Genomic DNA, 18459 nt, shown 5'->3' on the forward strand with positions numbered 1-18459 from the left:
GTTCAGCTCGACGGATTCTTGATGGCGCGGGCGATGGTCAGCGCCGCCTTCTTCAGCGCCCGCGCATACGTCGGAGCCGTCTCTTCGCGCACCGCGGGGTAGACCACGCCGATCGACGCCACCGGCTTCTTGCCGACCAGGATCGGCACCGACACGCCATGCACGCCAGGCGACAGCTCGTCGTGCGACACCGCGAAGCCGTCGGCGCGAACCTGTTCGAGCTGGCTCGCGAGCAGTCCCGGATCATCCGATTTCTCGAGGAAGTAGCCGATCACCGCCTCGTCGCAGTAGGCGAGGATGGAGCGACCGCTCGCGCCCTTGGACAAGGGGTGGCGGAATCCGCGCGACAGCTGCACGCGCATGAAGTGATCGCCGCCAACCGCCTGCTCGACCTGGATCGCCTCGTGGCTGCCTTGCAGGGCCGTGAGGATGAAGGTCTCCCCGTGCTCCTGGGCCAGCGCGTTCAGGGTCGTGCGCGAAGCGCCGATCAGCTCCGGCTCGACGAACTGCGCGAGGTGCAGCAGCGCGGTGCCGGGCAGGTAGCCCTGGTCGACCCGGTGCACGAAGCCGCGGCCCTGCAGCGTCGCCAGCAAGCGATGCACCACGGTGCGGTGCATCTTGAGGCGCCGCGCGAGATCCGTCGTGCCCAGAGGACCGTGCTCGGCGACGTAGGCGAGCAGAACCAGGGCCTGGTCAGCCGTTTTGGAGATTTCGGTCATGTCGGGTCGGTGGGTTCAAGTGAATCGTTGACCGATTATCGACCTTCGTCGTCTGATATTCGAACTCTTGCGGAGGCATCTTGGAACGAGTCCTGATCCACAACATCGGCGAGTTTTACACGGGCGATCTGGCCGAGCCGATGAAGCCGGTGCGATCGCTGGCGATCGAGGGAACGCGCATCGCCGAATTCGACCCCGTTTCGCACGAAGGCTTCGACACGGTGATCGATGCCGACGGCTGCGCGGTGGTGCCGGGCCTGATCGACGGCCACGTGCATCCGGTCGCGGGCGAGTGGACGCCGACGCAGGACGCGATCGGCTGGGTCGGCAATTATCTCCACGGCGGCACCACCACCATGCTGTCGGCCGGCGAGCTGCACATGCCCGGGCTCGACTACGGGCGCCTGACGCCGGATCTCGTCACCTCGCTGGCGGAGGTGACGGCTTCGACCTTCGGCAGCCAGCGCGCCAGCGGCGTCAAGCTGCATGCGGGCACCGCGCTGCTGGTGCCCGGAATGACCGAGGCGCATTTCGACCGTCTGGCCGCCGCCGGCGCCAAGCTGGTCAAGTTCCTGTTCTATCCCTTCGCGCTCGACCCGGACGAAGCGCGGCGCTACGTGCGCTGGGCCCGCGAGCGCGGGCTGCGCAGCAAGGTGCATACCGGCGGCGTGTCGCGTTCCGGCGTGAGCCAGATCTGCGGCTTCGAGATCCTCTCCTGGCTGCAGCCCGACATTGCGGCGCATATCTCGGGCGGGCCGATTCCCATGTGCGACGAAGACCTCGACCGCGTCATCGACGAGACGGAATTCCCGCTCGAGATCTGCTCGTCCGGCAACTACGCATCGGGCCATCGCGCGGTGCGCCGGCTGGTCGCGCGCGGCCGGCTCGACCGGCTCACGCTGGGCAGCGACACGCCCGGCGGCACCGGCATCATTCCGCGCGGCGCCTGGCGCAACGTGCTGTTCCTGGCGTCGATGTGCGGCCTGTCGCCGGGCGAGGCGATCGCCGTGGCCACGGGCAACACGGGCCGCGCGCACGGGCTGCAGGAAGGCATCCTGGCGCCCGGCCGGCCGGCCGACCTCGCGCTGTGCGGTCCGGTCGAAGGCTCGGCGGGCCGTTCGCTGGGCGACGCCGTGGCCCATGGCGATCTGCCGGGGATCACCCATGTGCTGATCGACGGCCGGGCGGTCGTCTCCGGCCGCAGCCGCCAGACACCCCCGCCCAGGCTGCGCCCCGTGGTGGCGTGCTGCGGCCCCAACTTCAGGACGGCCCTGTGATGATGCTGCTCGATGCGCGCACCCTGCGCGCCACGCTCGACCTGCGCGCCTGCATCGACGCCATGCGCGCCGTCTTCGTCGAGGTCGCGAACGGCGGCTTCCATGCGCCCCTGCGCAGCCGCGTGCGGCCGGCGGGCGAAAGCCCCAACGGCATGACGCTGATGCCGGCGCTGCGTACGGCGGTGCCGCGTCGCTGGTGTGTCAAGGAAATGGTGGTCACGCCGGGCAACGCGGCCCACGGGCTCGACCCGCTGCAAGGCGTCGTCGTGCTGCACGACGGCAGCGACGGGCGTGTGCTCGCGATTGCCGACGCACCCGAGCTCACGACGCTGCGCACGGCCGCGACCACGGCGCTGGCCACCTTGACCTTCGCGCGCCCCGATGCGCGCACGGTCGCCATCGTCGGCGCCGGCGCACAGGGGCGGACCCACATCGAGGCCATGCGCGCGATCCTGCCCGACGCGCACCTGCGCCTGTGGGGACGCACGCCCGAGAAAGCCGCGGCGCTGGCGCGCGACACCGGCTGCGAGGCCGCGCCCTCCATCGAGGCGGCGGTGCGCGACGCCGATGTGGTGTGCACGGTCACCGCGGCGATCGATCCCATCCTGCGCCGCGACTGGCTGGCGCCGGGCTGCCATGTCAACGCCGTGGGGTCGAGCACGCCCGCGGCCTGCGAGATCGAACCGGCCCTGATGGCGGCGGCGAGCCTGTTCGTCGATCGGCGCGAGGCGGCGCTCGCCGAATCCGGCGACGTCCGGCGCGCCCTGTCCGCCGGAGCGATCGGCGAGGCGCACGTCCGCGCCGAACTGGGCGAAGTGCTGTGCGGTCGCCATCCGGGGCGCAGCTCGCCCGGGGAGATCACGCTGTACAAGTCCCTCGGCTTCGGTGCGCTGGACCTGGCGGCGCTCGAACTGGCGCTGGCAACGGCCCAGGCGCGGGGGCTCGGCACCCAGGTGGCGTGGTCATGACGAATCGCCCGAACCCTGATTCGCCGGCCTCGCTCGGCGCCAGCCTGGTCACTGCGGCGCGCAGCCCGGGCAAGCCGTACGAAACCGTCAACCTGCCGGTCTGGCGGGCATCGAGCGTGCTGTTCTCCAACGTCGCCGACATGCGCGCCGAAGTGGCGGCGACGGTCGCGGGGGAGCGGCGCGCGGCCAACTACGCCACCGCCGGCACCCCCACCACCTTCGCGCTGTCGGATGCGGTGGCGCAACTCGAGGCCGGACCGCATGCGGCGCGCGCGGCATTGATGCCGAGCGGCCTGTCGGCCATCGCCGTCACCTTGCAGGCCTTTCTCTCGCCGGGCGATCACCTGCTGATGAGCGATTCGGTGTACGGCCCGGCGCGCGTGTTCGCCGAGGGCATGCTGGCGCGCTTCGGCATCGAGACCACCTTCTACGACCCCTGCCTCGGCGCCGGCGTCGAGTCGCTGCTGCGTCCGTCCACCCGCATGGTCTACCTGGAGAGCCCGGGCAGCTACACCTTCGAGATCCAGGACACGCCCGCCATCTGCGAACTCGCGCGCCGCCGCGGCGTGCTGACCGCGATCGACAACGCCTGGGCCTCGCCGGTGCTGGCGCGGCCCTTCGACTGGGGCGTGGACATCTCGGTGCTGCCGTTGACCAAGTACTGGAGCGGCCATGCCGACGTGCTCATGGGCGCCGCCGTGGTGCGCGAGCCCCTGTGGCCGCGGCTGCACCAGGCGGTGCGGCAGCAGGGCCTGTGCGTGAGCGGCGACGATGCCTGGCTGATCCTGCGCGGCATGCGCACGCTCGAGGTGCGCATGCGTGCGCACGAGCGCCATGCGCTCGCGCTCGCGCGCTGGCTGGCGGGCCGGCCGGAGGTGGCACGCGTGCTGCACCCGGCGCTCGAGTCGCATCCGCAGCACGGACTGTGGAAGCGGGACTTCCTCGGCGCCAGCGGCCTGTTCGCGTTCGAACTGCGCGATGCGACGCCGGCGCAGGTCGACGCGCTGTGCGACCACCGTTCGCATTTCAAGCTCGGCTTCTCGTGGGGCGGCTTCGAAAGCCTGATCATGCCGGCCAACATCGGCGCGCTGCGCACGGCCAGGCCGTGGACCGGCGGGCCGCTGATACGGCTGCATGCCGGCCTCGAGTCGCCCGACGAACTGATCGCCGACCTCGAAGCCGGCTTCGCGGCGATGGCTGCGGCGCGAGACTGAGCGGCGGCTGCGCGAACTTCCATTCCCCCACAGAGCTCTTTCCCATGGAACCCAGACTCCCTCTCGCCGGCGTGCGTGTCGTCGAATTCTGCTCGACCGCCGCCGGTCCCTTCTCGGCCATGCTGCTCGCCGACATGGGGGCCGATGTCATCAAGGTCGAACCCCCCGCGGGCGACGGCTTGCGCCAGTGGCCGCCGCTGAACGAGGGCTACAGCGAGAACTTCGCCTCGCTCAATCGCAACAAGCGCTCGGTGGTCCTCGACCTCAAGCAGGACCAGGACCGCGCGGTTGCCCACGGCCTGATCATGGACGCCGACATCGTGATCGAGAACAACCGGCCCGGCGTGATGGGCCGGCTCGGCCTCGGCTACGAGTCTTTCGCCGCGCAGCACCCACGGCTCCTGTACTGCTCGATCTCGGCCTTCGGGCAGGAAGGGCCGCGCGCGGGCGAGGGCGGCTTCGACCTGACGATCCAGGCCGCGGCCGGCGTGATGAGCGTCACGGGCGAGCCCGACGGTGCGCCGGTCAAGTGCGGCGTGCCGCTGTCGGACTTCGCCTCCGGCCTGTATGCGGCCTTCTCGATCGCCGCGGCGCTGGCGCAGGTGCGCGCCGGCGGATCGGGCGCGCACATCGACATCCCGATGTTCGGCTGCACGCTGGGCATCGCCGCGCTCCAGACCAGCGAGTTCTTCGGCAACGGCCGCAGCCCGGCCAAGCTCGGCTCGGCGCATCCGCGCAACGCGCCGTACCAGGCCTTCCGGGCCTCGGACGGCTACTTCGCCATCGCCGCCGGCAACCACAAGCTCTGGCTTCAGGTGCTCGATGTGGTCGGCATGCCCGGGCTGGCGCAGGACGCGCGCTTCACGACCCCCACCGATCGCGCGCGGCATCAGGCGGCACTCAAGGACCTGCTGGAAGCCGTCTTCGAGTGCGAACCGGTCGCGCACTGGATCGCGGCCTTCAACGAGGCCGGCGTGCCGCATGCGCGGATCAACGACTATGCGTCCGCGCTGGCCGACCCTCAGACCGAGCACATGGCCTGGGTGCAGCCGCTGGAACTGCCCAACGGCCGGACCACGCGCACCTTCGCATCCCCGGTGCGGTTCGACGGCCAGGGCTTCCCGGTGCGCTTGCGCCCTCCGGCGCTCGGCGAGCACACACAGGAGATCCGCGCGGCGTACACGGCCGCGCTCGCCAGGCCTTGACGCGGCCTCCGGCCCCCTCAGTCGTCGGCAGGCGCTTGCGCGGCCGCGCCGCCGGCGTCGAAGTACGGCAGCGGGTTCACCGCGCTGCCGTTCCTTCGCAGCTCGAAGTGCAGCTTGACCGAATCGGTCTCCGTGTTCCCCATGCGGGCGATGACCTGGCCGCGCTTCACGGTCTGGCCTTCCTTCACGAGCAGCTCGCTGTTGTGCGCGTAGGCCGACATGTAGGTGGCGTCGTGCTTGATCATGACCAGCCGGCCGTAGCCGCGCAGCGTGGCCGCCGAGAAGACCACCTTGCCGTCGCCCGCGGCGCGCACGGGGTCGCCCTTGGCTCCGCCGAAGTCCACGCCCTTGTTCCTGCCGCCGTCGTAGCGCGCCACGACGGCGCCGTTCACGGGCCGAAGAAAGTTCCGGTCGACCTTGGCTGCGGCCACCGGCTTGTCGGACCCGGCGCGCGTGCCGGCCTTCTTCGGCTTGGACGGTTTGGACGCCTTGGCGGTGCGCGTCGCCTGCTGCGTCGAGGGTTCGGTGCGGGTGCCGGGACGCGCCGCCGAGGGGGAGGCCGCTGGCGCTGCGCTCTTCGGTGGCGGCGATGGCTTCGTTGCGCAGCCGATGAGCGCGGCGCATGCGATGCCGCAGGCGAGGGCCGAGGTGGCGCGGCCGATGATTGTCTTGTGCTGACCTGTCATGCGTCGACTGTAAGGCAGCGCCCACTCGCAGCGACGGTGCGGGCTCAGACGAGGTGCGAGGCCAGCAGCTCGCGCACCCGCGTCGCCTCCGCTACGCGATCACCGCGTAGGCAACGATCTCGATCTTCATGCCCGGCACCACGAGGCCCGAGACGCCCATGCTCGAGCGGTTCGGATAGGGCGCGGCGAAGAACTCGCGGTACGCGTCGTCGATCTTCGGCATGTCCTTCACGTCGGTCATGTAGATCAGCACCTGGGTCACGTCCTGGAGGCCGCCGCCGGCCGCCTCCACGGCGCGCTGCAGGTTGGCGAAGGTCAGGCGCGCCTGGTCCTCGATGGGGCCGGTGTCGATGCTGCCGTCGGCGCGCACCGGCCCGTGGGCCGTGAACAGCAGGCCCGAGGCCTTCACCGCCCACGAGAAGGGCTGCGCGAGCGGCGGCAGGCCGGTGTCGACGATCTGCTTCATGACAGGACGGCCGCCATCGACGTCGCCACGTGGTCCACGTTGCCGGTGGTCAATCCCGACAGGCACATGCGGCCCGAGCGCACCAAGTAGATCGCGTGCTCGTCGCGCAGCCGCGCCACCTGTGCCTCGCTCAGTCCGGTGTAGCTGAACATGCCGCGTTGCGTGACCAGGTAGCCGAAGTCGCGCCGGCCCTGGAACTTCTCGTCGAGCACCGCGAGCAGGCGTTCGCGCATGGCGCGGATGCGCTTGCGCATCGCGGCCGTCTCCTCGGTCCAGAGCGCGAACAGCGCGGGGTCGTTCAGCACGCGGGCGATCACGCGCGCGCCGTGCGTGGGCGGCGTCGAGTAGTTGCGGCGCACGGTCGCCTTCAACTGGCCCAGCACGGTATCGGCCGCCGCGCGGTCGCTGCAGACCACGCTGAGGCCGCCGCAGCGCTCGCCGTACATCGAGAAGTTCTTCGAGAACGAACTGGCGGCGAAGAACTGGATGCCCGCCTCCGCCAGCGCGCGCAGCGCGAAGGCGTCTTCGTCGAGGCCGTCGCCGAAGCCCTGGTAGGCGATGTCGACGAAGGGGATCAGTTCGCGTTCGCGCAGCACCGGGATCAGCGCCTCCCACTGCGCCTGCGACAGGTCGACGCCGGTCGGGTTGTGGCAGCTCGCGTGCAGCAGCACGATGCTGTGGCGCGGCAGCGCGTCGAGGCTGGCCAGCATCCGGTCGAACGAGAGGCCGCCGCTGGCCGGGTCGTAGTACGGATAGGTGTGGACTGCGAGCCCCGCGCCTTCGAAGATGGCCCGGTGGTTGTCCCAGGTCGGGTCGCTGATCCAGATGCCGGCCTCGGGAAAGTAGCGGCGCAGGAAGTCCGCGCCGACCTTGAGGGCGCCGGAGCCGCCGGGTGTCTGGAGCGTGGCGATGCGGCCGCTGGTCACGGCTTCATGGCCGGCGCCGAAGAGCAGGCGCTGGACCGCGCTGCGGTAGTCGGCCATGCCCTCGATCGGCAGGTAGGGGCGCGGGCCGATCTCCTGCAGCAGCGCGGTCTCGGCCTGCCGCACCGAGGGCAGCACGGGCAGGCGCCCTTCGTCGTCGAAGTAGACGCCGATGCTCAGGCTCACCTTGTGCTGGCGCGGGTCGGTCTGGAACGCCTCCATCAGCGACAGGATGGGGTCGCCCTCGTAGGGCGGGACATGGCTGAACAGCGAAGACGAAAGAGCGGGCATGGGGGTTTCCTGAAGAGGCCTGGGAAACCCCGGATTCTTCATAGGGCGGATCGTCATGCCAAGTGGTTTCTGATTGGCGCATAATTTTGTCTGCCAATCATAATTTGTGGGTTTTTTTATGCGAATCGAGTCCGACGAGGCCGACCGGCAGCTGCTCGCGGCCCTCCAGCAGAACGCACGGCTGACCACCAGCGAACTGGCGCAGATGACCGGCTTGTCGCAGTCGCCGTGCTGGCGCCGCATCAAGCGCATGGAGGAGTCGGGGCTGATCGATGGCTACCATGCGCGCCTCAATCGCCGCGCGCTCGGCTACGGCGTGGTGGCCTTCGTGAGCATCAGCATCGACTTCCAGAACGAGTCGCGCTCGACCGAGTTCGTCGAGGCGGTGCTGGCGATCCCGCAGGTTGTGATGTTCCACGGCATCACCGGCAGCGCGGACTTCCTGCTGATGGTGGTCGCCGAGGACCTGGATGCCTACTCGAACCTGCTGACGAGCAAGCTGCACCGACTGCCGGGCGTCCGGCAGGTGCAGAGCAGCTTCTCGCTGCAGGAGTTCAGGCGCTTCGACGACCTGCCGATCCCGGCGCCGGATTCCCCCTCGCTCTCGCCGTAGGTCGCGGCGCTTCGCCTGCGCCTCACTTGGGCTGCAGCACCTTGTCGACGACGTGGATCACGCCGTTGGACTGCATGACGTCGGCAATGGCGACGGTGGACGCGTTGCCGTTCTCGTCGACGATCATCACGCGGCCATTGCCGGTTTTCGCGGTCAGCGTGCCGCCGGCCGCGGTCTTCAGCGAGGCCATGCCGCCGCCATCCTTGATCTGCTTGGCCAGCGTCGCCGCGTCGATCTTCCCGGGCACCACGTGGTAGGTCAGGATGGTGGTCAGCTTGCCCTTGTTCTCCGGCTTCAGCAGCGTGTCGACGGTGCCGGGCGGCAGTGCGGCGAAGGCTTCGTTGGTGGGCGCGAAGACGGTGAACGGACCCGGGCCCTTGAGCGTGTCGACCAGGCCCGCGGCCTTCACGGCAGCCACCAGGGTCGTGTGGTCCTTGGAATTCACCGCGTTGTCGATGATGTCCTTGGTCGGCAGCATCGGCGCACCGCCGACCATCACCTGGGCGACTGCCGTTGCGGTGCCGACCGCGAGCGAGACGGCGAGCGCGATGGAAGCCGCGCGTTTGAATCTGATCTGCATGGAATGCTCCTGTTGATGGGGCCGCCACGAGATGCGCAACGGCTGCCATTGATACGCAGCCGCGGGTGAAAGGGATCAGTCTTTCGGTGCGTGCGAGAAGCGGAAGAGGCCGACGTCGACGCGACCGGTGCGAAAGCCCGCTTCGCAGTAGCAGAGGTAGTACTCCCAGAGGCGCCGGAAGGCGTCGTCGTAGCCCAGCGCGGCGATCGCGGGCCACGCGGCCTGGAAGCGGCGGCGCCATTCGGCCAACGTGAGCGCGTAGCTGGCGCCGAAGGTCTCCGAGGTCTGCAGCCTCAGCCCGGCGCGTTCGGCCTGCGCTTGCATCGCGCTCATCGACGGCAGCTTGCCGCCCGGAAAGATGAAGCGCTGGACGAAATCCGTGCCGTGCCGGTAGCGATCGAAGCAATCGTCGGCGATCGTGATGACCTGCAGCACTCCCGAGCCGCCGGGCGCGAGCCGCTCGCGCAGCGTGTCGAAGTAGGTCGGCCAGTAGCGCTCGCCGACCGCCTCGAGCATCTCGATGGAGACGATGCGATCGTATCGACCGTCGATGTCGCGATAGTCCTGCAGCCGGAGGTCGACATCGACCAGCCCTTGCTCGCGCACCTGCCGTTGCGCATGCGAGAGCTGTTCGGTCGACAGCGTCAGGCCGGTCACGCGGACACGGTGGCGGGCCGCGAGYGTCGAGGCCAGCGCGCCCCAGCCGCAGCCGATCTCGAGCACCGTCGCACCCGCTTGCAGGTCGAGCAGCGCGAGGATGCGATCGAGCTTCGCGGCCTGCGCCGCTTCGAGCGATTCGTCGCCGGTGGCGTAGAGGGCGCTCGAATAGATCAGTGCCGGGTCCAGCCACTGGGCGTAGAAGTCGTTGCCCATGTCGTAGTGGAAGGCGATGTTGCGTCGGCTGCCGCGGCGCGTGTTGGCGCGGCTGAGGCGGAACAGGTCACCGAGCCGGCGCGCGAGCCATGAGCCTTCGAGCACGCCGTCCCAACTGGCCTCGTTGCGGATCCCGAACGCCAGCAACGCCGTGAGGTCCGGACTCGTCCAGTCGCCGTCGCGGTAGGACTGCGCGAGCCCGAGATCGCCCTTGAGCAGAAGACGGGCCAGCGGGCGCCAGCGCTTCAGCGCGATCGAAGCCTGCGGTCCGTCGGCCGCGCCCCGGCCTTCGACGCGCGAGCCGTCCGGCAGTTGCACGCTCAGCGCGCCATGGCTCACGCTGCGCAGCAGTCGCGCCAGCATCTTGCGAAGCGGCCCGGCGCCGTCGGTGCCGAACCCGGCGTCGATGAGGCCCGCGCTGTCGTCGGCGAAGCCATCGGAAGAAGAAGCGCTCATGAATCCTTGGCCTTGACGATGACGAGAGTGACCGGCTTCGCCGGCGGGGCGGGGCGCCGGTGCAGGCGCGCCCCCTTGAACCACAGCCGCAGCGCTTCCCAGTGGATCGCAGCCACGACCTTGAGCGCCAGCAGGGGATGGGTGACGAAGACGCGCAGCAGTGCCGCATCGCCGAGCGCGCGGCGGCGCGCGTCGAGGCGCGCATTGAGCACCACGCCCTCGGCGTCGCTCGCGCTGACGCCGATGCCGAGGCCGTCGCGATCCTGCCGCGGCGGTTCGATGCGGAAGCCGTAGCGAAGGTCCAGGCCGAGGAAGGGCGAAACGTGGAAGTCCTTGTCGCACTGCTGCGTGACGCGCTCGGCGCCGGCCTCGGACTCGTCGACCGGGATCAGGTAGCTGTGGCGCTCGCCGAAGGTGTTGTTGACTTCGTAGAGGATGGCTTGCAGCGCGGCATCCTCCGGACGGTGGCAGAAGTAGACCGACAGGGGATTGAAGGCATGGCCAAGGATGCGCGGCATGCTCAGCAGGCGTATCGCGCCGCCGGTGCGCAGGCCGGCGGCGGCGAGTTGTCGTTCCACGTGCTGGAGCAGGCCCTGGCCATCGCCGTAGTCACTTTCGTGCAGGCTGAAGAGGTTGAAGCGGCCGACCGAGAACAAGCGCAGGCGGCGATCGAGACCGTCCAGTTCGTCCAGGTCGACCAGCAGCGAGAACAGGCGGTAGTCCAGGCGGTGCCGCACCGGCCGCAGCCGCTGGTGCATCACGCTGCCGACATAGAGTGCCGATTCGCTCATGAGCCGTGGGCCGCAAGAGCGGCCAGCCGCAGCCGCCCCGATTCGTTCGCGACGTTCCAGGGACGGCGCACCTGGCCCAGCGCCTCGGCCACTGCCAGGCCGGCTTGCAGTCCGTCTTCGTGGAAGCCGGAACCGAAATAGGCGCCGCAGAACCAGGTCCGCTCGCGGCCCTGCAGCGACCAGAGCTGTTGCTGTGCGCGGATCGCGCCGGCGTCGAACATCGGGTGCTCGTAGACCTCGCTGCGGATCAGTCGCCCGGCCGCGGGCTCGCGCATGGGATTCAGCGTCAGGAACACCGGCGTCGCCTCCGGAATGCCCTGCAGCCGATTCATCCAGTAGGTCACGCTCAGGGCCTCGCTGCGCTGGCGATCGGCGGCGTAGTTCCAGCTCGACCACACGGCGCGGCGTTGCGGCATCAGGGCCGCATCGCTGTGCAGCACCGCCCGGTTGCGGCTGTAGCGGAAGGCGCCCAGCAGCCGCTTTTCGTCGCTGCCGGCATCGGCCAGCAGGCGCAGGGCCTGGTCGGCATGGGTCGCGATCACCACGTGGTCGAAGCGCTCGGCGTCGGCGCCCTGGGCGGTTCGCACGAAGGTGCATTGCTTGCCGCGGCGCACTTCGATCGCGGCACTGTCCAGTCGCAGCCGGCTGCCGAGCAGGCGGGTCATCCGCTGCACGTAGCTTCGGCTGCCGCCCTGCACGGTGCGCCAGGCTTCGCGCCGGCCGAGATGCAGCAACTGGTGGTTTTCGCAGAAGCGCACGAAGGCCTCGGTCGGGAATTGCCCGATCCGCGCCGCCGGGGTCGACCAGATGGCGGCGGCCATCGGGTACAGGTGGTCGTCGCGAAAGGCGCGTCCAAAGCCTCGCTGGTCGAGGTAGTCATCCAGCGGCATCCACCCGATGCGTTCGGCGTCGGCCGGCGCCTGTCGGTAGAAGCGGACCAGGTCGCGCAACATCGACCAGAAGCGCGGGCTCGCGAGGTTGCGCGGCTGCGCGAAGAGGCCGCGCAGGCCGCTGCCCGAGTACTCCAGCGCGCCCTGGTCGAGGCTGACCGCGAAGGACATCTCCGAGGCCTGTGTCGGCACTTCGAGATGGGCCAGCAACGCCGTCAGGTTCGGATAGGCGGCCTCGTTGTAGACGATGAAGCCCGTGTCGACCGCGATCGGGCCGCCCGGCGCCGGCACCTCGACCGTGTGGCTGTGCCCGCCGGCCCGGCGAGCGGCCTCGAACAGCGTGACCCGGTGCCTTTGCGACAGCAGCCAGGCTGCCGAGAGGCCCGCGATGCCGCTGCCGATGACCGCGATGTCGAGCCGCGGGCGATCGACCGCGCGGGCGGCGGCGCTGTCGGGCGCGAAATGGGTTCTCATGGGTGAGGGACGCGTTGGGTCTGCAGCTTGTACGCAGGCGACCGGGATTTGGATTGCTTCGCGGGATGCGCGCTGTGATCTAATTTCCCCGCTGCTGCGTATCAAGGCCATGAACACCGTGCGACAGCCCTCCGCTGCGGCCGCGAGGCCTGTGTCGTCGAGGCCTGGCCGGTCGATCCTGACGCTGCACCAGAACCGGGGCGCAATGCCGACCAGCGAAGAACTCAGCGCGCTGCTGCAGGCCGTTGCCGTCCAGGGCGACCGGCAGGCGTTTGCCGTGCTGTTCCGCCATTTCGCGCCGCGCGTGAAGGCCTATCTGATGCGCCGCGGCAGTGCCGAGGGGCTGGCCGAGGAACTGGCGCAGGAGACCCTGATCGGCGTCTGGCGCAAGGCCGCGATGTTCGATCCGCGCCAGGCCGGCGTCTCGACCTGGATCTTCACCATCGCCCGCAACCTGAGGGTCGATCATTTCCGGCGCCAGGGCAACGGCGCCTTCGTCGAGGGCGAAGACAACGACGGCGCCGAGCTGCCCGACCCCGCCCTCGCACTCGACGAACAGCTGCGCGCCGGCCGGCGCGAGCGCGGCGTGCGCGAGGCGTTCGCGCGCTTGTCGGCCGAGCAGGCGCAAGTGCTGCACCTGTCCTTCTACGAGGAACAGCCCCATGCCAGGATCGCGCACGACCTGGGCATTCCGCTGGGCACCGTCAAGTCCCGCGTGCGGCTTGCCGTGAACCACTTGCGTCGATTGCTCGACGAGCTTGAACCATGATCCACCACCATCCGGACGACGGACTCCTGCTGGCCCAGGCGGCCGGCACTCTTTCCAGCGGCCATTCGCTGCTGGTCGCCAGCCACGTCGAGGGCTGCGCCCATTGCCGTGCCCGCCTGCGCGAGCTTGAATCGATCGGCGGCGCCCTGCTCGAAGAACTGGCGCCTGCCGTGCTGCCGTCGCAGTCGCTGGCCGAAGCGCTGGCTGCGATCGACGCTCCGCCGCAACAGCCGCCGCCGAGCGCGCTGCGCCCGGTGCGCCGCAGCCGGCCGGTGCTGCCCGAAGGAATGGCCTGGCCCCGGTCGCTGCAGGGCTGCAGCGCGACGGCCTGGCGCTGGCTCGGGCCCGGCATGCGATGGAGCCGCGTCACCGTGCCTTGCGACGCTGCGGCCAATGTCTTCCTGCTGCGCATCGGTGCCGGCAAGGAGCTGCCCTTCCACACCCACAGCCGAAGCGAACTGACGCAGGTGCTGCACGGCGCCTTTCATGACGGCCGGGCCTTGTTCGGCCCGGGCGATTTCGACGAGGCCGACGGCGACACCCATCACCAGCCGAAGGTGCTGGCGGTCGGCGAATGCATCTGCCTCGCCTCGGTCGAAGGCCGGGTGCTGTTTCAGGGCGCGGTCGCGCGCCTGCTGGGCTCGTTGGTCGGGATGTAGAGTGCCGCCTGCGGCATCGGCCGGCCCTCTTGCATCCCGCGTACCGGGTGCGTGCCGCGCGTGCTCGAACAGGCAGAGGCGCACTTCCCGCTGACTGCCGCCGGCGAAGCCGAACAGGTCCGCCACCGACATGAAGAACACGCGCCACCGGTTCCGCCGGATGGTGGCCGCGGCGCCGTGTGCTGCCGGCAGCTCGTAGTGCTGCGCGTTGGCCTGCCTTGGTTCGGCAAGCATTTGCATATGGACGCGATGCCGGAATTGCAAGAATTCGCAAAGTTGTCAAGGTGCAATTGTTCTGTTCGTTCGAATTGCCCATGCAGAAAAGGCTGTGTCTAATGCCCGAAAAAGGGGCAATGCGCCTCAGGAGGAGAGCGAATGAGCCGAAGCAGGAGGTTGGAGGGAGCGAGCCGTGGCGCGCTGCGCGTGTTCGTCGGCGCGATGGCGCTGCTGGGCGCCGCCGTGGCGTTCGCGGCCGACCCGGACCCGGCGCGCGCTCGCGAGATCGTTCAGGCCGCCGAGACCAAGGCGCCCGACACTGTCGCGGCGCACCTGGAACTCGGCCGCGCGTACTACGTGCTGGGGCAGTACGCGGAAGCCAAGATCGAATTCGAAACGGTGTTGCGCTTCGACAACTTGCCGCAGGACCTCTTGAGCCAGGTCGAGATCTACAACCAGGCGGCGAAACAGGCGCTGGACGAGAAACGCGCGCTCACGGGTTTCGGCTATGCCGAGACCGGCGTCGGGCGTTACCGCGTGAACTCGACGCGCGGCACCGACGCGCTCGGCGGCGGGGACCGCCGCGACACCTTCTACAACGCGCGCGTGGGCGGCGGCCTCAACTACGCGTTGCAGAACGGCTATGCAATCGATGGCAGTCTCGACTACCGCTTCCGCTACTACGACAACCCGGACAGCCGGGATGACTCCGACCTGCGCTGGCGCCTGGCGGGCAGCCGCTCCTTCGGCGAGAGCAACCTGGCGGTCGGCGTCAGAGGCCGCACCAGCTACCGCGGCGATGGCGACTACCGCAACGATGCCGGGCTCTTCACCGACTACCGCTACAGGATCGACCCCGACAACCAACTCACGCTGGGCGCCGAGTACCGCCGGCGCCGGTACCCCGAAGGCCGCTTGCGCGATCGCAGCCGCACCAGTGCGGACGCCTCGGCCGGCTGGGTCCGTTCGCTGCTGGACGGCAGCGGGAGCCTGACGGTCACGGCGCACGGCGGCCAGCACTTCGCGACCGACCGGCCGGATGGCAACTCCAGCTTCTACGGCGCCACGGTGGCGCTGGACTTCACGGTCAACAACAAGCTGGGCTGGGGCACCTTCGCCTGGTGGGAGCGTGATGCCTACAACGCCGACCGGGTGCATTTCCACCCGGACGCGCTCGACAACAGCGTGGTGCTGCGACGCAAGGACAACCTCTACGAGGTGGGCGCCTATCTGGTCTGGGAGTTCGCGCCGAGCTGGACGCTTCGGCCCGAGCTCCTCTGGATTCGCGATCAGAGCAACTCGGTCGGCTTCAACTACAGCTCGACCGAGTTCTGGCTCAACGTCCGCAAGGGCTTCTGATTGCTTCTGATTGCATGTGTGCGACCTGGGTCTGTGCGCCTTGACAAACTTTATGAGCACATTGATCCTAGTTGCAGCTTGTAGTCACAAGCGCACCTCATCGCCATGGCGGTCGGCTTGTTTTGTCACGGAGACGACGTTTAATGGGCGCCAACCATCGGGGCGCTCATTGAGTTCGTGTGGCAAGCGCGAGACACGCGACGGATCGATCGAAAAGAAATAACAAGGAGTAGGTATGGCTTCGACTGAGCAAAAGATGTCCCGCATGCAGCTCACCGCGATGGTGGTGGGCGGCATGGTGGGGGCGGGGATCTTCTCCCTCCCGCGGACCTTCGCCAACGCGACCGGGCCGCTGGGCGCCGTCATCGCATGGCTCATCGCGGGCACCGGCATGTACATGCTGGCCAGGGTGTTCCAGTCCCTCGCCGAGCGCAAGCCGAACCTCGACGCCGGTGTCTTCGCCTACGCCAAGGCCGGCTTCGGCGACTACCCCGGCTTCCTGTCGGCCTTCGGCTACTGGATCGGCAGCTGCATCGGCAACGTCTCGTACTGGGTGCTGATCAAGTCCACGCTCGGCGCCTTCTTCCCGGTCTTCGGCGACGGCAACACCGTGATCGCGATCGTCGTCGCGTCGGTGGGCATCTGGCTGTTCCACTTCATGATCCTGCGCGGCGTGCAGCAGGCCGCCTTCATCAACAGCGTCGTCACGGTCGCCAAGATCATTCCGATCCTGGTGTTCATCGGCATCCTGATCTTCGCCTTCAAGATGGACCTGTTCAGCGCCAACCTGTACGGCGGCGGCCTGGAGGGCGGGATCTTCGAGCAGGTGCGGGCGACCATGCTGGTGACGGTGTTCGTCTTCCTCGGCATCGAGGGCGCGAGCGTCTATTCGCGCTTCGCCAAGGAGCGCACCGACGTCGGCAAGGCGACCATCCTCGGCTTCGTTGGCGTCACCGGCCTGATGGTGCTGGTGTCGATGCTGCCTTATGCGGTGCTGCAGCGCGCCGACATCGCGGGCATGCGCCAGCCTTCGATGGCCAGCGTGCTCGAGGCTGTCGTCGGGCCCTGGGGTGCGATCTTCATCAGCGTCGGCCTGATCGTCTCGGTGCTCGGCGCCTACCTGGCCTGGTCGCTGATCTGCGCCGAAGTGCTGTTCACCGCGGCCAAGACCAAGGACATGCCGGCTGTCTTCGCCAAGGAGAACAAGAACAAGGTGCCGGCCAACGCGCTGTGGCTGAGCAACATCGTCGTCCAGCTGCTGGTGATCACCACCTACTTCTCGAACGACGCCTTCGCGCTGATGCTGAACCTCACCAGCGCGATGGCCCTGATCCCGTACCTGTTCGTGGCGGCCTACGGCTTCATGATCTCCAAGCGCGGCGAGAGCTACCAGCTGCGCCCCGAGGAGCGCAAGCGCGACCTGATCCTGGCCTCGGTCGCGGTGGTCTACACGATCTTCATGATCTACGCGGGCGGCATGAAGTTCATCCTGTTGTCGGCCGTTCTTTACGCGCCCGGCACGCTGCTGTACATCTGGGCCCGGCGCGAACAGAAACTGACCGTCTTCACGGCTGTCGAGTGGGCCATCTTCATCGTCGCGATCATCGGTGCCGTGGTGGGCATCTACGGGCTTGCGACCGGCAGTATCACCATCTAGTCACACCGACCGGATAAACGTTCAGGCATCGATTTTTTGGAGGTCATCATGGCGACTACGGAAGTGAAAGAGACAAAGTTTGGCGTGCACTCGGAAGTCGGGCAGCTGCGCAAGGTGATGGTGTGCGCACCGGGCCTGGCCCATTCGCGCCTGACGCCGAGCAACTGCGACCAGCTGCTGTTCGACGACGTGCTGTGGGTCGAGAACGCCAAGCGCGACCATTTCGACTTCGTCACCAAGATGCGCGACCGCGGCATCGAGGTGGTCGAGATGCACAACCTGCTGGCCGAGACGGTGGCGGTGCCCGAGGGCAAGAAGTGGATCCTCGACAACCAGGTCGTGCCCAACCAGGTCGGGCTCGGCTTCATCTCCGAACTGCGCAGCTATCTCGAAGGGCTGGACAACCGCACGCTGGCCGAGACGCTGATCGGCGGACTGTCGACCAACGACTTTCCCGAGTCGGTCGGCGGCAAGGCGCTCGAGGTCGTGCGCGAGGCGGCCGGCGCCACCGAGTACCTGCTGCCGCCGCTGCCCAACACGCTCTACACGCGCGACACCACCTGCTGGATCTACGGCGGCGTGACGCTCAATCCGCTGTACTGGCCGGCGCGCCACGAGGAAACCATCCTCACCACCGCGATCTACAAGTTCCATCCCGACTTCGCCGGCAAGGTCAACGTCTGGTGGGGCGACCCGACCGAGGACCACGGCCTGGCGACCCTCGAGGGCGGCGACGTGATGCCGATCGGCAAGGGCAACGTGCTGATCGGCATGAGCGAGCGCACCTCGCGCCAGGCCATCAGCCAGCTGGCGGCCACGCTGTTCAAGAAGGGCGCGGCCGAACGCGTGATCGTCGCGGCGATGCCGAAGATCCGCGCCGCGATGCACCTGGACACCGTGTTCACCTTCGCCGACCGCGACTGCGTGCTGCTGGCCCCGGACTTCATGAACCAGACCCGCACCTACTCGTACCGTCCGAGCAGCCATCCGAGCGGTGTCGAGCTGCATGCCGAGAACAAGCCCTTCGTCGACGTCGTGGCGCAGGCGCTCGGCTTCAAGAAGCTGCGCGTGGTCGAGGCCGGCGGCAGCGACTACCAGCGCGAGCGCACCCAGTGGGACAGCGGCGCGAACCTGGTCTGCGCCTCGCCGGGCGTGGTTTATGCATACGATCGCAACACCTACACCAACACGCTGTTGCGCAAGCAGGGCATCGAGGTGGTCACGATCGTCGGCGCCGAACTGGGCCGTGGACGTGGAGGCGGCCATTGCATGACCTGCCCGATCATCCGCGATCCGGTCGACTTCTGAGCGAAGGCCGGCCGAAGGGCCGGCGGGAAGGCACGGGCTGCCGCGAGGCGCCCGGACGATCGATC

At 68.7% G+C, this 18459-nt stretch carries 18 protein-coding genes; 10 read left to right on the forward strand and 8 right to left on the reverse strand.

All coding sequences use genetic code 11. From position 1 onward, the window contains the following. Positions 1-2: 2 nt before the first annotated feature. Positions 3-719: an IclR family transcriptional regulator gene (locus tag AB4Z46_RS24265; protein ID WP_442286101.1), complete on the reverse strand. Its 717-nt coding sequence runs from the start codon at positions 717-719 to the stop codon at positions 3-5. 80 nt (positions 720-799) lie between these two features. Here AB4Z46_RS24265 and AB4Z46_RS24270 point away from each other — a divergent pair, with 80 nt between their 5' ends. From AB4Z46_RS24270 to AB4Z46_RS24285, 4 genes are read left to right on the forward strand one after another with little or no spacing between them, the layout of a single operon-like run. After that, a complete protein-coding gene (locus AB4Z46_RS24270) occupies positions 800-1996 on the forward strand; it encodes an amidohydrolase family protein (RefSeq protein ID WP_442286102.1) in 1197 nt (398 codons plus the stop codon). Then, positions 1996-2964: an ornithine cyclodeaminase family protein gene (locus tag AB4Z46_RS24275; RefSeq protein WP_442286177.1), complete on the forward strand. Its 969-nt coding sequence runs from the start codon at positions 1996-1998 to the stop codon at positions 2962-2964. The genes AB4Z46_RS24270 and AB4Z46_RS24275 overlap by 1 nt, the downstream gene beginning before the upstream one ends. Next, a complete protein-coding gene (gene metC, locus AB4Z46_RS24280) occupies positions 2961-4178 on the forward strand; it encodes a cystathionine beta-lyase (protein WP_442286103.1) in 1218 nt (405 codons plus the stop codon). The genes AB4Z46_RS24275 and metC overlap by 4 nt, the downstream gene beginning before the upstream one ends. A gap of 44 nt (positions 4179-4222) precedes the next feature. Further along, positions 4223-5383 carry a CaiB/BaiF CoA transferase family protein gene (locus tag AB4Z46_RS24285; protein ID WP_442286104.1) on the forward strand — a complete coding sequence of 387 codons (1161 nt, stop codon included), beginning with the start codon at positions 4223-4225 and terminating at the stop codon, positions 5381-5383. A gap of 17 nt (positions 5384-5400) precedes the next feature. Here the strand turns inward: AB4Z46_RS24285 and AB4Z46_RS24290 are convergent, their stop codons facing one another. From AB4Z46_RS24290 to AB4Z46_RS24300, 3 genes are all read right to left on the reverse strand, one after another. Then, the gene (locus AB4Z46_RS24290; protein WP_442286105.1) at positions 5401-6069 is read right to left on the reverse strand and encodes a murein hydrolase activator EnvC family protein; all 669 of its coding nucleotides are present in this window, start codon (positions 6067-6069) and stop codon (positions 5401-5403) included. A gap of 91 nt (positions 6070-6160) precedes the next feature. Next, a complete protein-coding gene (locus AB4Z46_RS24295; protein WP_442286106.1) occupies positions 6161-6535 on the reverse strand; it encodes a RidA family protein in 375 nt (124 codons plus the stop codon). Further along, positions 6532-7728, reverse strand: a complete 1197-nt coding sequence (locus AB4Z46_RS24300) for an amino acid aminotransferase (RefSeq protein ID WP_442286178.1) — start codon at positions 7726-7728, stop codon at positions 6532-6534. Before AB4Z46_RS24300 ends, AB4Z46_RS24295 begins: the two co-directional genes overlap by 4 nt. Before the next feature lie 139 nt (positions 7729-7867). Between AB4Z46_RS24300 and AB4Z46_RS24305 the strand changes: the two genes are divergently transcribed. Beyond that, a complete protein-coding gene (locus AB4Z46_RS24305; protein ID WP_442286107.1) occupies positions 7868-8362 on the forward strand; it encodes an Lrp/AsnC family transcriptional regulator in 495 nt (164 codons plus the stop codon). Positions 8363-8384: 22 nt separating this feature from the next. On the opposite strand, the gene AB4Z46_RS24310 is transcribed toward AB4Z46_RS24305, so the two are convergent. The 4 genes from AB4Z46_RS24310 to AB4Z46_RS24325 all read right to left on the reverse strand — a co-directional run bounded on the left by AB4Z46_RS24310 (position 8385) and on the right by AB4Z46_RS24325 (position 12426). Then, a complete protein-coding gene (locus AB4Z46_RS24310) occupies positions 8385-8942 on the reverse strand; it encodes a fasciclin domain-containing protein (protein ID WP_442286108.1) in 558 nt (185 codons plus the stop codon). Positions 8943-9017: 75 nt separating this feature from the next. Then, entirely contained in the window at positions 9018-10271 is a 1254-nt protein-coding gene (locus AB4Z46_RS24315) for a class I SAM-dependent methyltransferase (RefSeq protein ID WP_442286109.1), read from the reverse strand. After that, positions 10268-11062, reverse strand: coding sequence for a DUF1365 domain-containing protein (locus AB4Z46_RS24320; protein ID WP_442286110.1), 795 nt, complete (start codon positions 11060-11062; stop codon positions 10268-10270). The genes AB4Z46_RS24315 and AB4Z46_RS24320 overlap by 4 nt, the downstream gene beginning before the upstream one ends. Further along, positions 11059-12426 (reverse strand): NAD(P)/FAD-dependent oxidoreductase, encoded by a 1368-nt coding sequence (locus tag AB4Z46_RS24325; RefSeq protein ID WP_442286111.1) that lies wholly within the window; start codon positions 12424-12426, stop codon positions 11059-11061. The genes AB4Z46_RS24320 and AB4Z46_RS24325 overlap by 4 nt, the downstream gene beginning before the upstream one ends. A gap of 109 nt (positions 12427-12535) precedes the next feature. On the opposite strand from AB4Z46_RS24325, the gene AB4Z46_RS24330 reads away from it, so the two are divergent. From AB4Z46_RS24330 to AB4Z46_RS24350, 5 genes are all read left to right on the forward strand, one after another. Then, entirely contained in the window at positions 12536-13195 is a 660-nt protein-coding gene (locus AB4Z46_RS24330; protein ID WP_442286112.1) for a sigma-70 family RNA polymerase sigma factor, read from the forward strand. Beyond that, positions 13192-13854 (forward strand): ChrR family anti-sigma-E factor, encoded by a 663-nt coding sequence (locus AB4Z46_RS24335; RefSeq protein ID WP_442286113.1) that lies wholly within the window; start codon positions 13192-13194, stop codon positions 13852-13854. Before AB4Z46_RS24330 ends, AB4Z46_RS24335 begins: the two co-directional genes overlap by 4 nt. Positions 13855-14229: 375 nt before the next feature. Then, positions 14230-15429: a surface lipoprotein assembly modifier gene (locus tag AB4Z46_RS24340; protein ID WP_442286114.1), complete on the forward strand. Its 1200-nt coding sequence runs from the start codon at positions 14230-14232 to the stop codon at positions 15427-15429. 235 nt (positions 15430-15664) lie between these two features. After that, on the forward strand, positions 15665-17086 hold the full coding sequence (locus AB4Z46_RS24345; RefSeq protein ID WP_442286115.1) for a basic amino acid/polyamine antiporter: 1422 nt from the start codon (positions 15665-15667) through the stop codon (positions 17084-17086). 117 nt (positions 17087-17203) lie between these two features. Then, the gene (locus AB4Z46_RS24350) at positions 17204-18394 is read left to right on the forward strand and encodes an arginine deiminase (RefSeq protein ID WP_442286179.1); all 1191 of its coding nucleotides are present in this window, start codon (positions 17204-17206) and stop codon (positions 18392-18394) included. Positions 18395-18459: the final 65 nt, after the last annotated feature.

Source organism: Variovorax sp. M-6, assembly GCF_052114385.1.
Lineage (GTDB): Bacteria > Pseudomonadota > Gammaproteobacteria > Burkholderiales > Burkholderiaceae_C > Variovorax.

Bases quoted from the DNA above. Each gene is read 5' to 3' on its own strand.
- AB4Z46_RS24265 (WP_442286101.1), bottom strand. From the start codon at position 719: ATGACCGAAATCTCCAAAACGGCTGACCAGGCCCTGGTTCTGCTCGCC.
- AB4Z46_RS24275 (WP_442286177.1), top strand. From the start codon at position 1,996: ATGATGCTGCTCGATGCGCGCACCCTGCGCGCCACGCTCGACCTGCGC.
- metC (WP_442286103.1), top strand. From the start codon at position 2,961: ATGACGAATCGCCCGAACCCTGATTCGCCGGCCTCGCTCGGCGCCAGC.
- AB4Z46_RS24285 (WP_442286104.1), top strand. From the start codon at position 4,223: ATGGAACCCAGACTCCCTCTCGCCGGCGTGCGTGTCGTCGAATTCTGC.
- AB4Z46_RS24290 (WP_442286105.1), bottom strand. From the start codon at position 6,069: ATGACAGGTCAGCACAAGACAATCATCGGCCGCGCCACCTCGGCCCTC.
- AB4Z46_RS24295 (WP_442286106.1), bottom strand. From the start codon at position 6,535: ATGAAGCAGATCGTCGACACCGGCCTGCCGCCGCTCGCGCAGCCCTTC.
- AB4Z46_RS24305 (WP_442286107.1), top strand. From the start codon at position 7,868: ATGCGAATCGAGTCCGACGAGGCCGACCGGCAGCTGCTCGCGGCCCTC.
- AB4Z46_RS24310 (WP_442286108.1), bottom strand. From the start codon at position 8,942: ATGCAGATCAGATTCAAACGCGCGGCTTCCATCGCGCTCGCCGTCTCG.
- AB4Z46_RS24320 (WP_442286110.1), bottom strand. From the start codon at position 11,062: ATGAGCGAATCGGCACTCTATGTCGGCAGCGTGATGCACCAGCGGCTG.
- AB4Z46_RS24325 (WP_442286111.1), bottom strand. From the start codon at position 12,426: ATGAGAACCCATTTCGCGCCCGACAGCGCCGCCGCCCGCGCGGTCGAT.
- AB4Z46_RS24330 (WP_442286112.1), top strand. From the start codon at position 12,536: ATGAACACCGTGCGACAGCCCTCCGCTGCGGCCGCGAGGCCTGTGTCG.
- AB4Z46_RS24335 (WP_442286113.1), top strand. From the start codon at position 13,192: ATGATCCACCACCATCCGGACGACGGACTCCTGCTGGCCCAGGCGGCC.
- AB4Z46_RS24340 (WP_442286114.1), top strand. From the start codon at position 14,230: ATGAGCCGAAGCAGGAGGTTGGAGGGAGCGAGCCGTGGCGCGCTGCGC.
- AB4Z46_RS24345 (WP_442286115.1), top strand. From the start codon at position 15,665: ATGGCTTCGACTGAGCAAAAGATGTCCCGCATGCAGCTCACCGCGATG.
- AB4Z46_RS24350 (WP_442286179.1), top strand. From the start codon at position 17,204: ATGGTGTGCGCACCGGGCCTGGCCCATTCGCGCCTGACGCCGAGCAAC.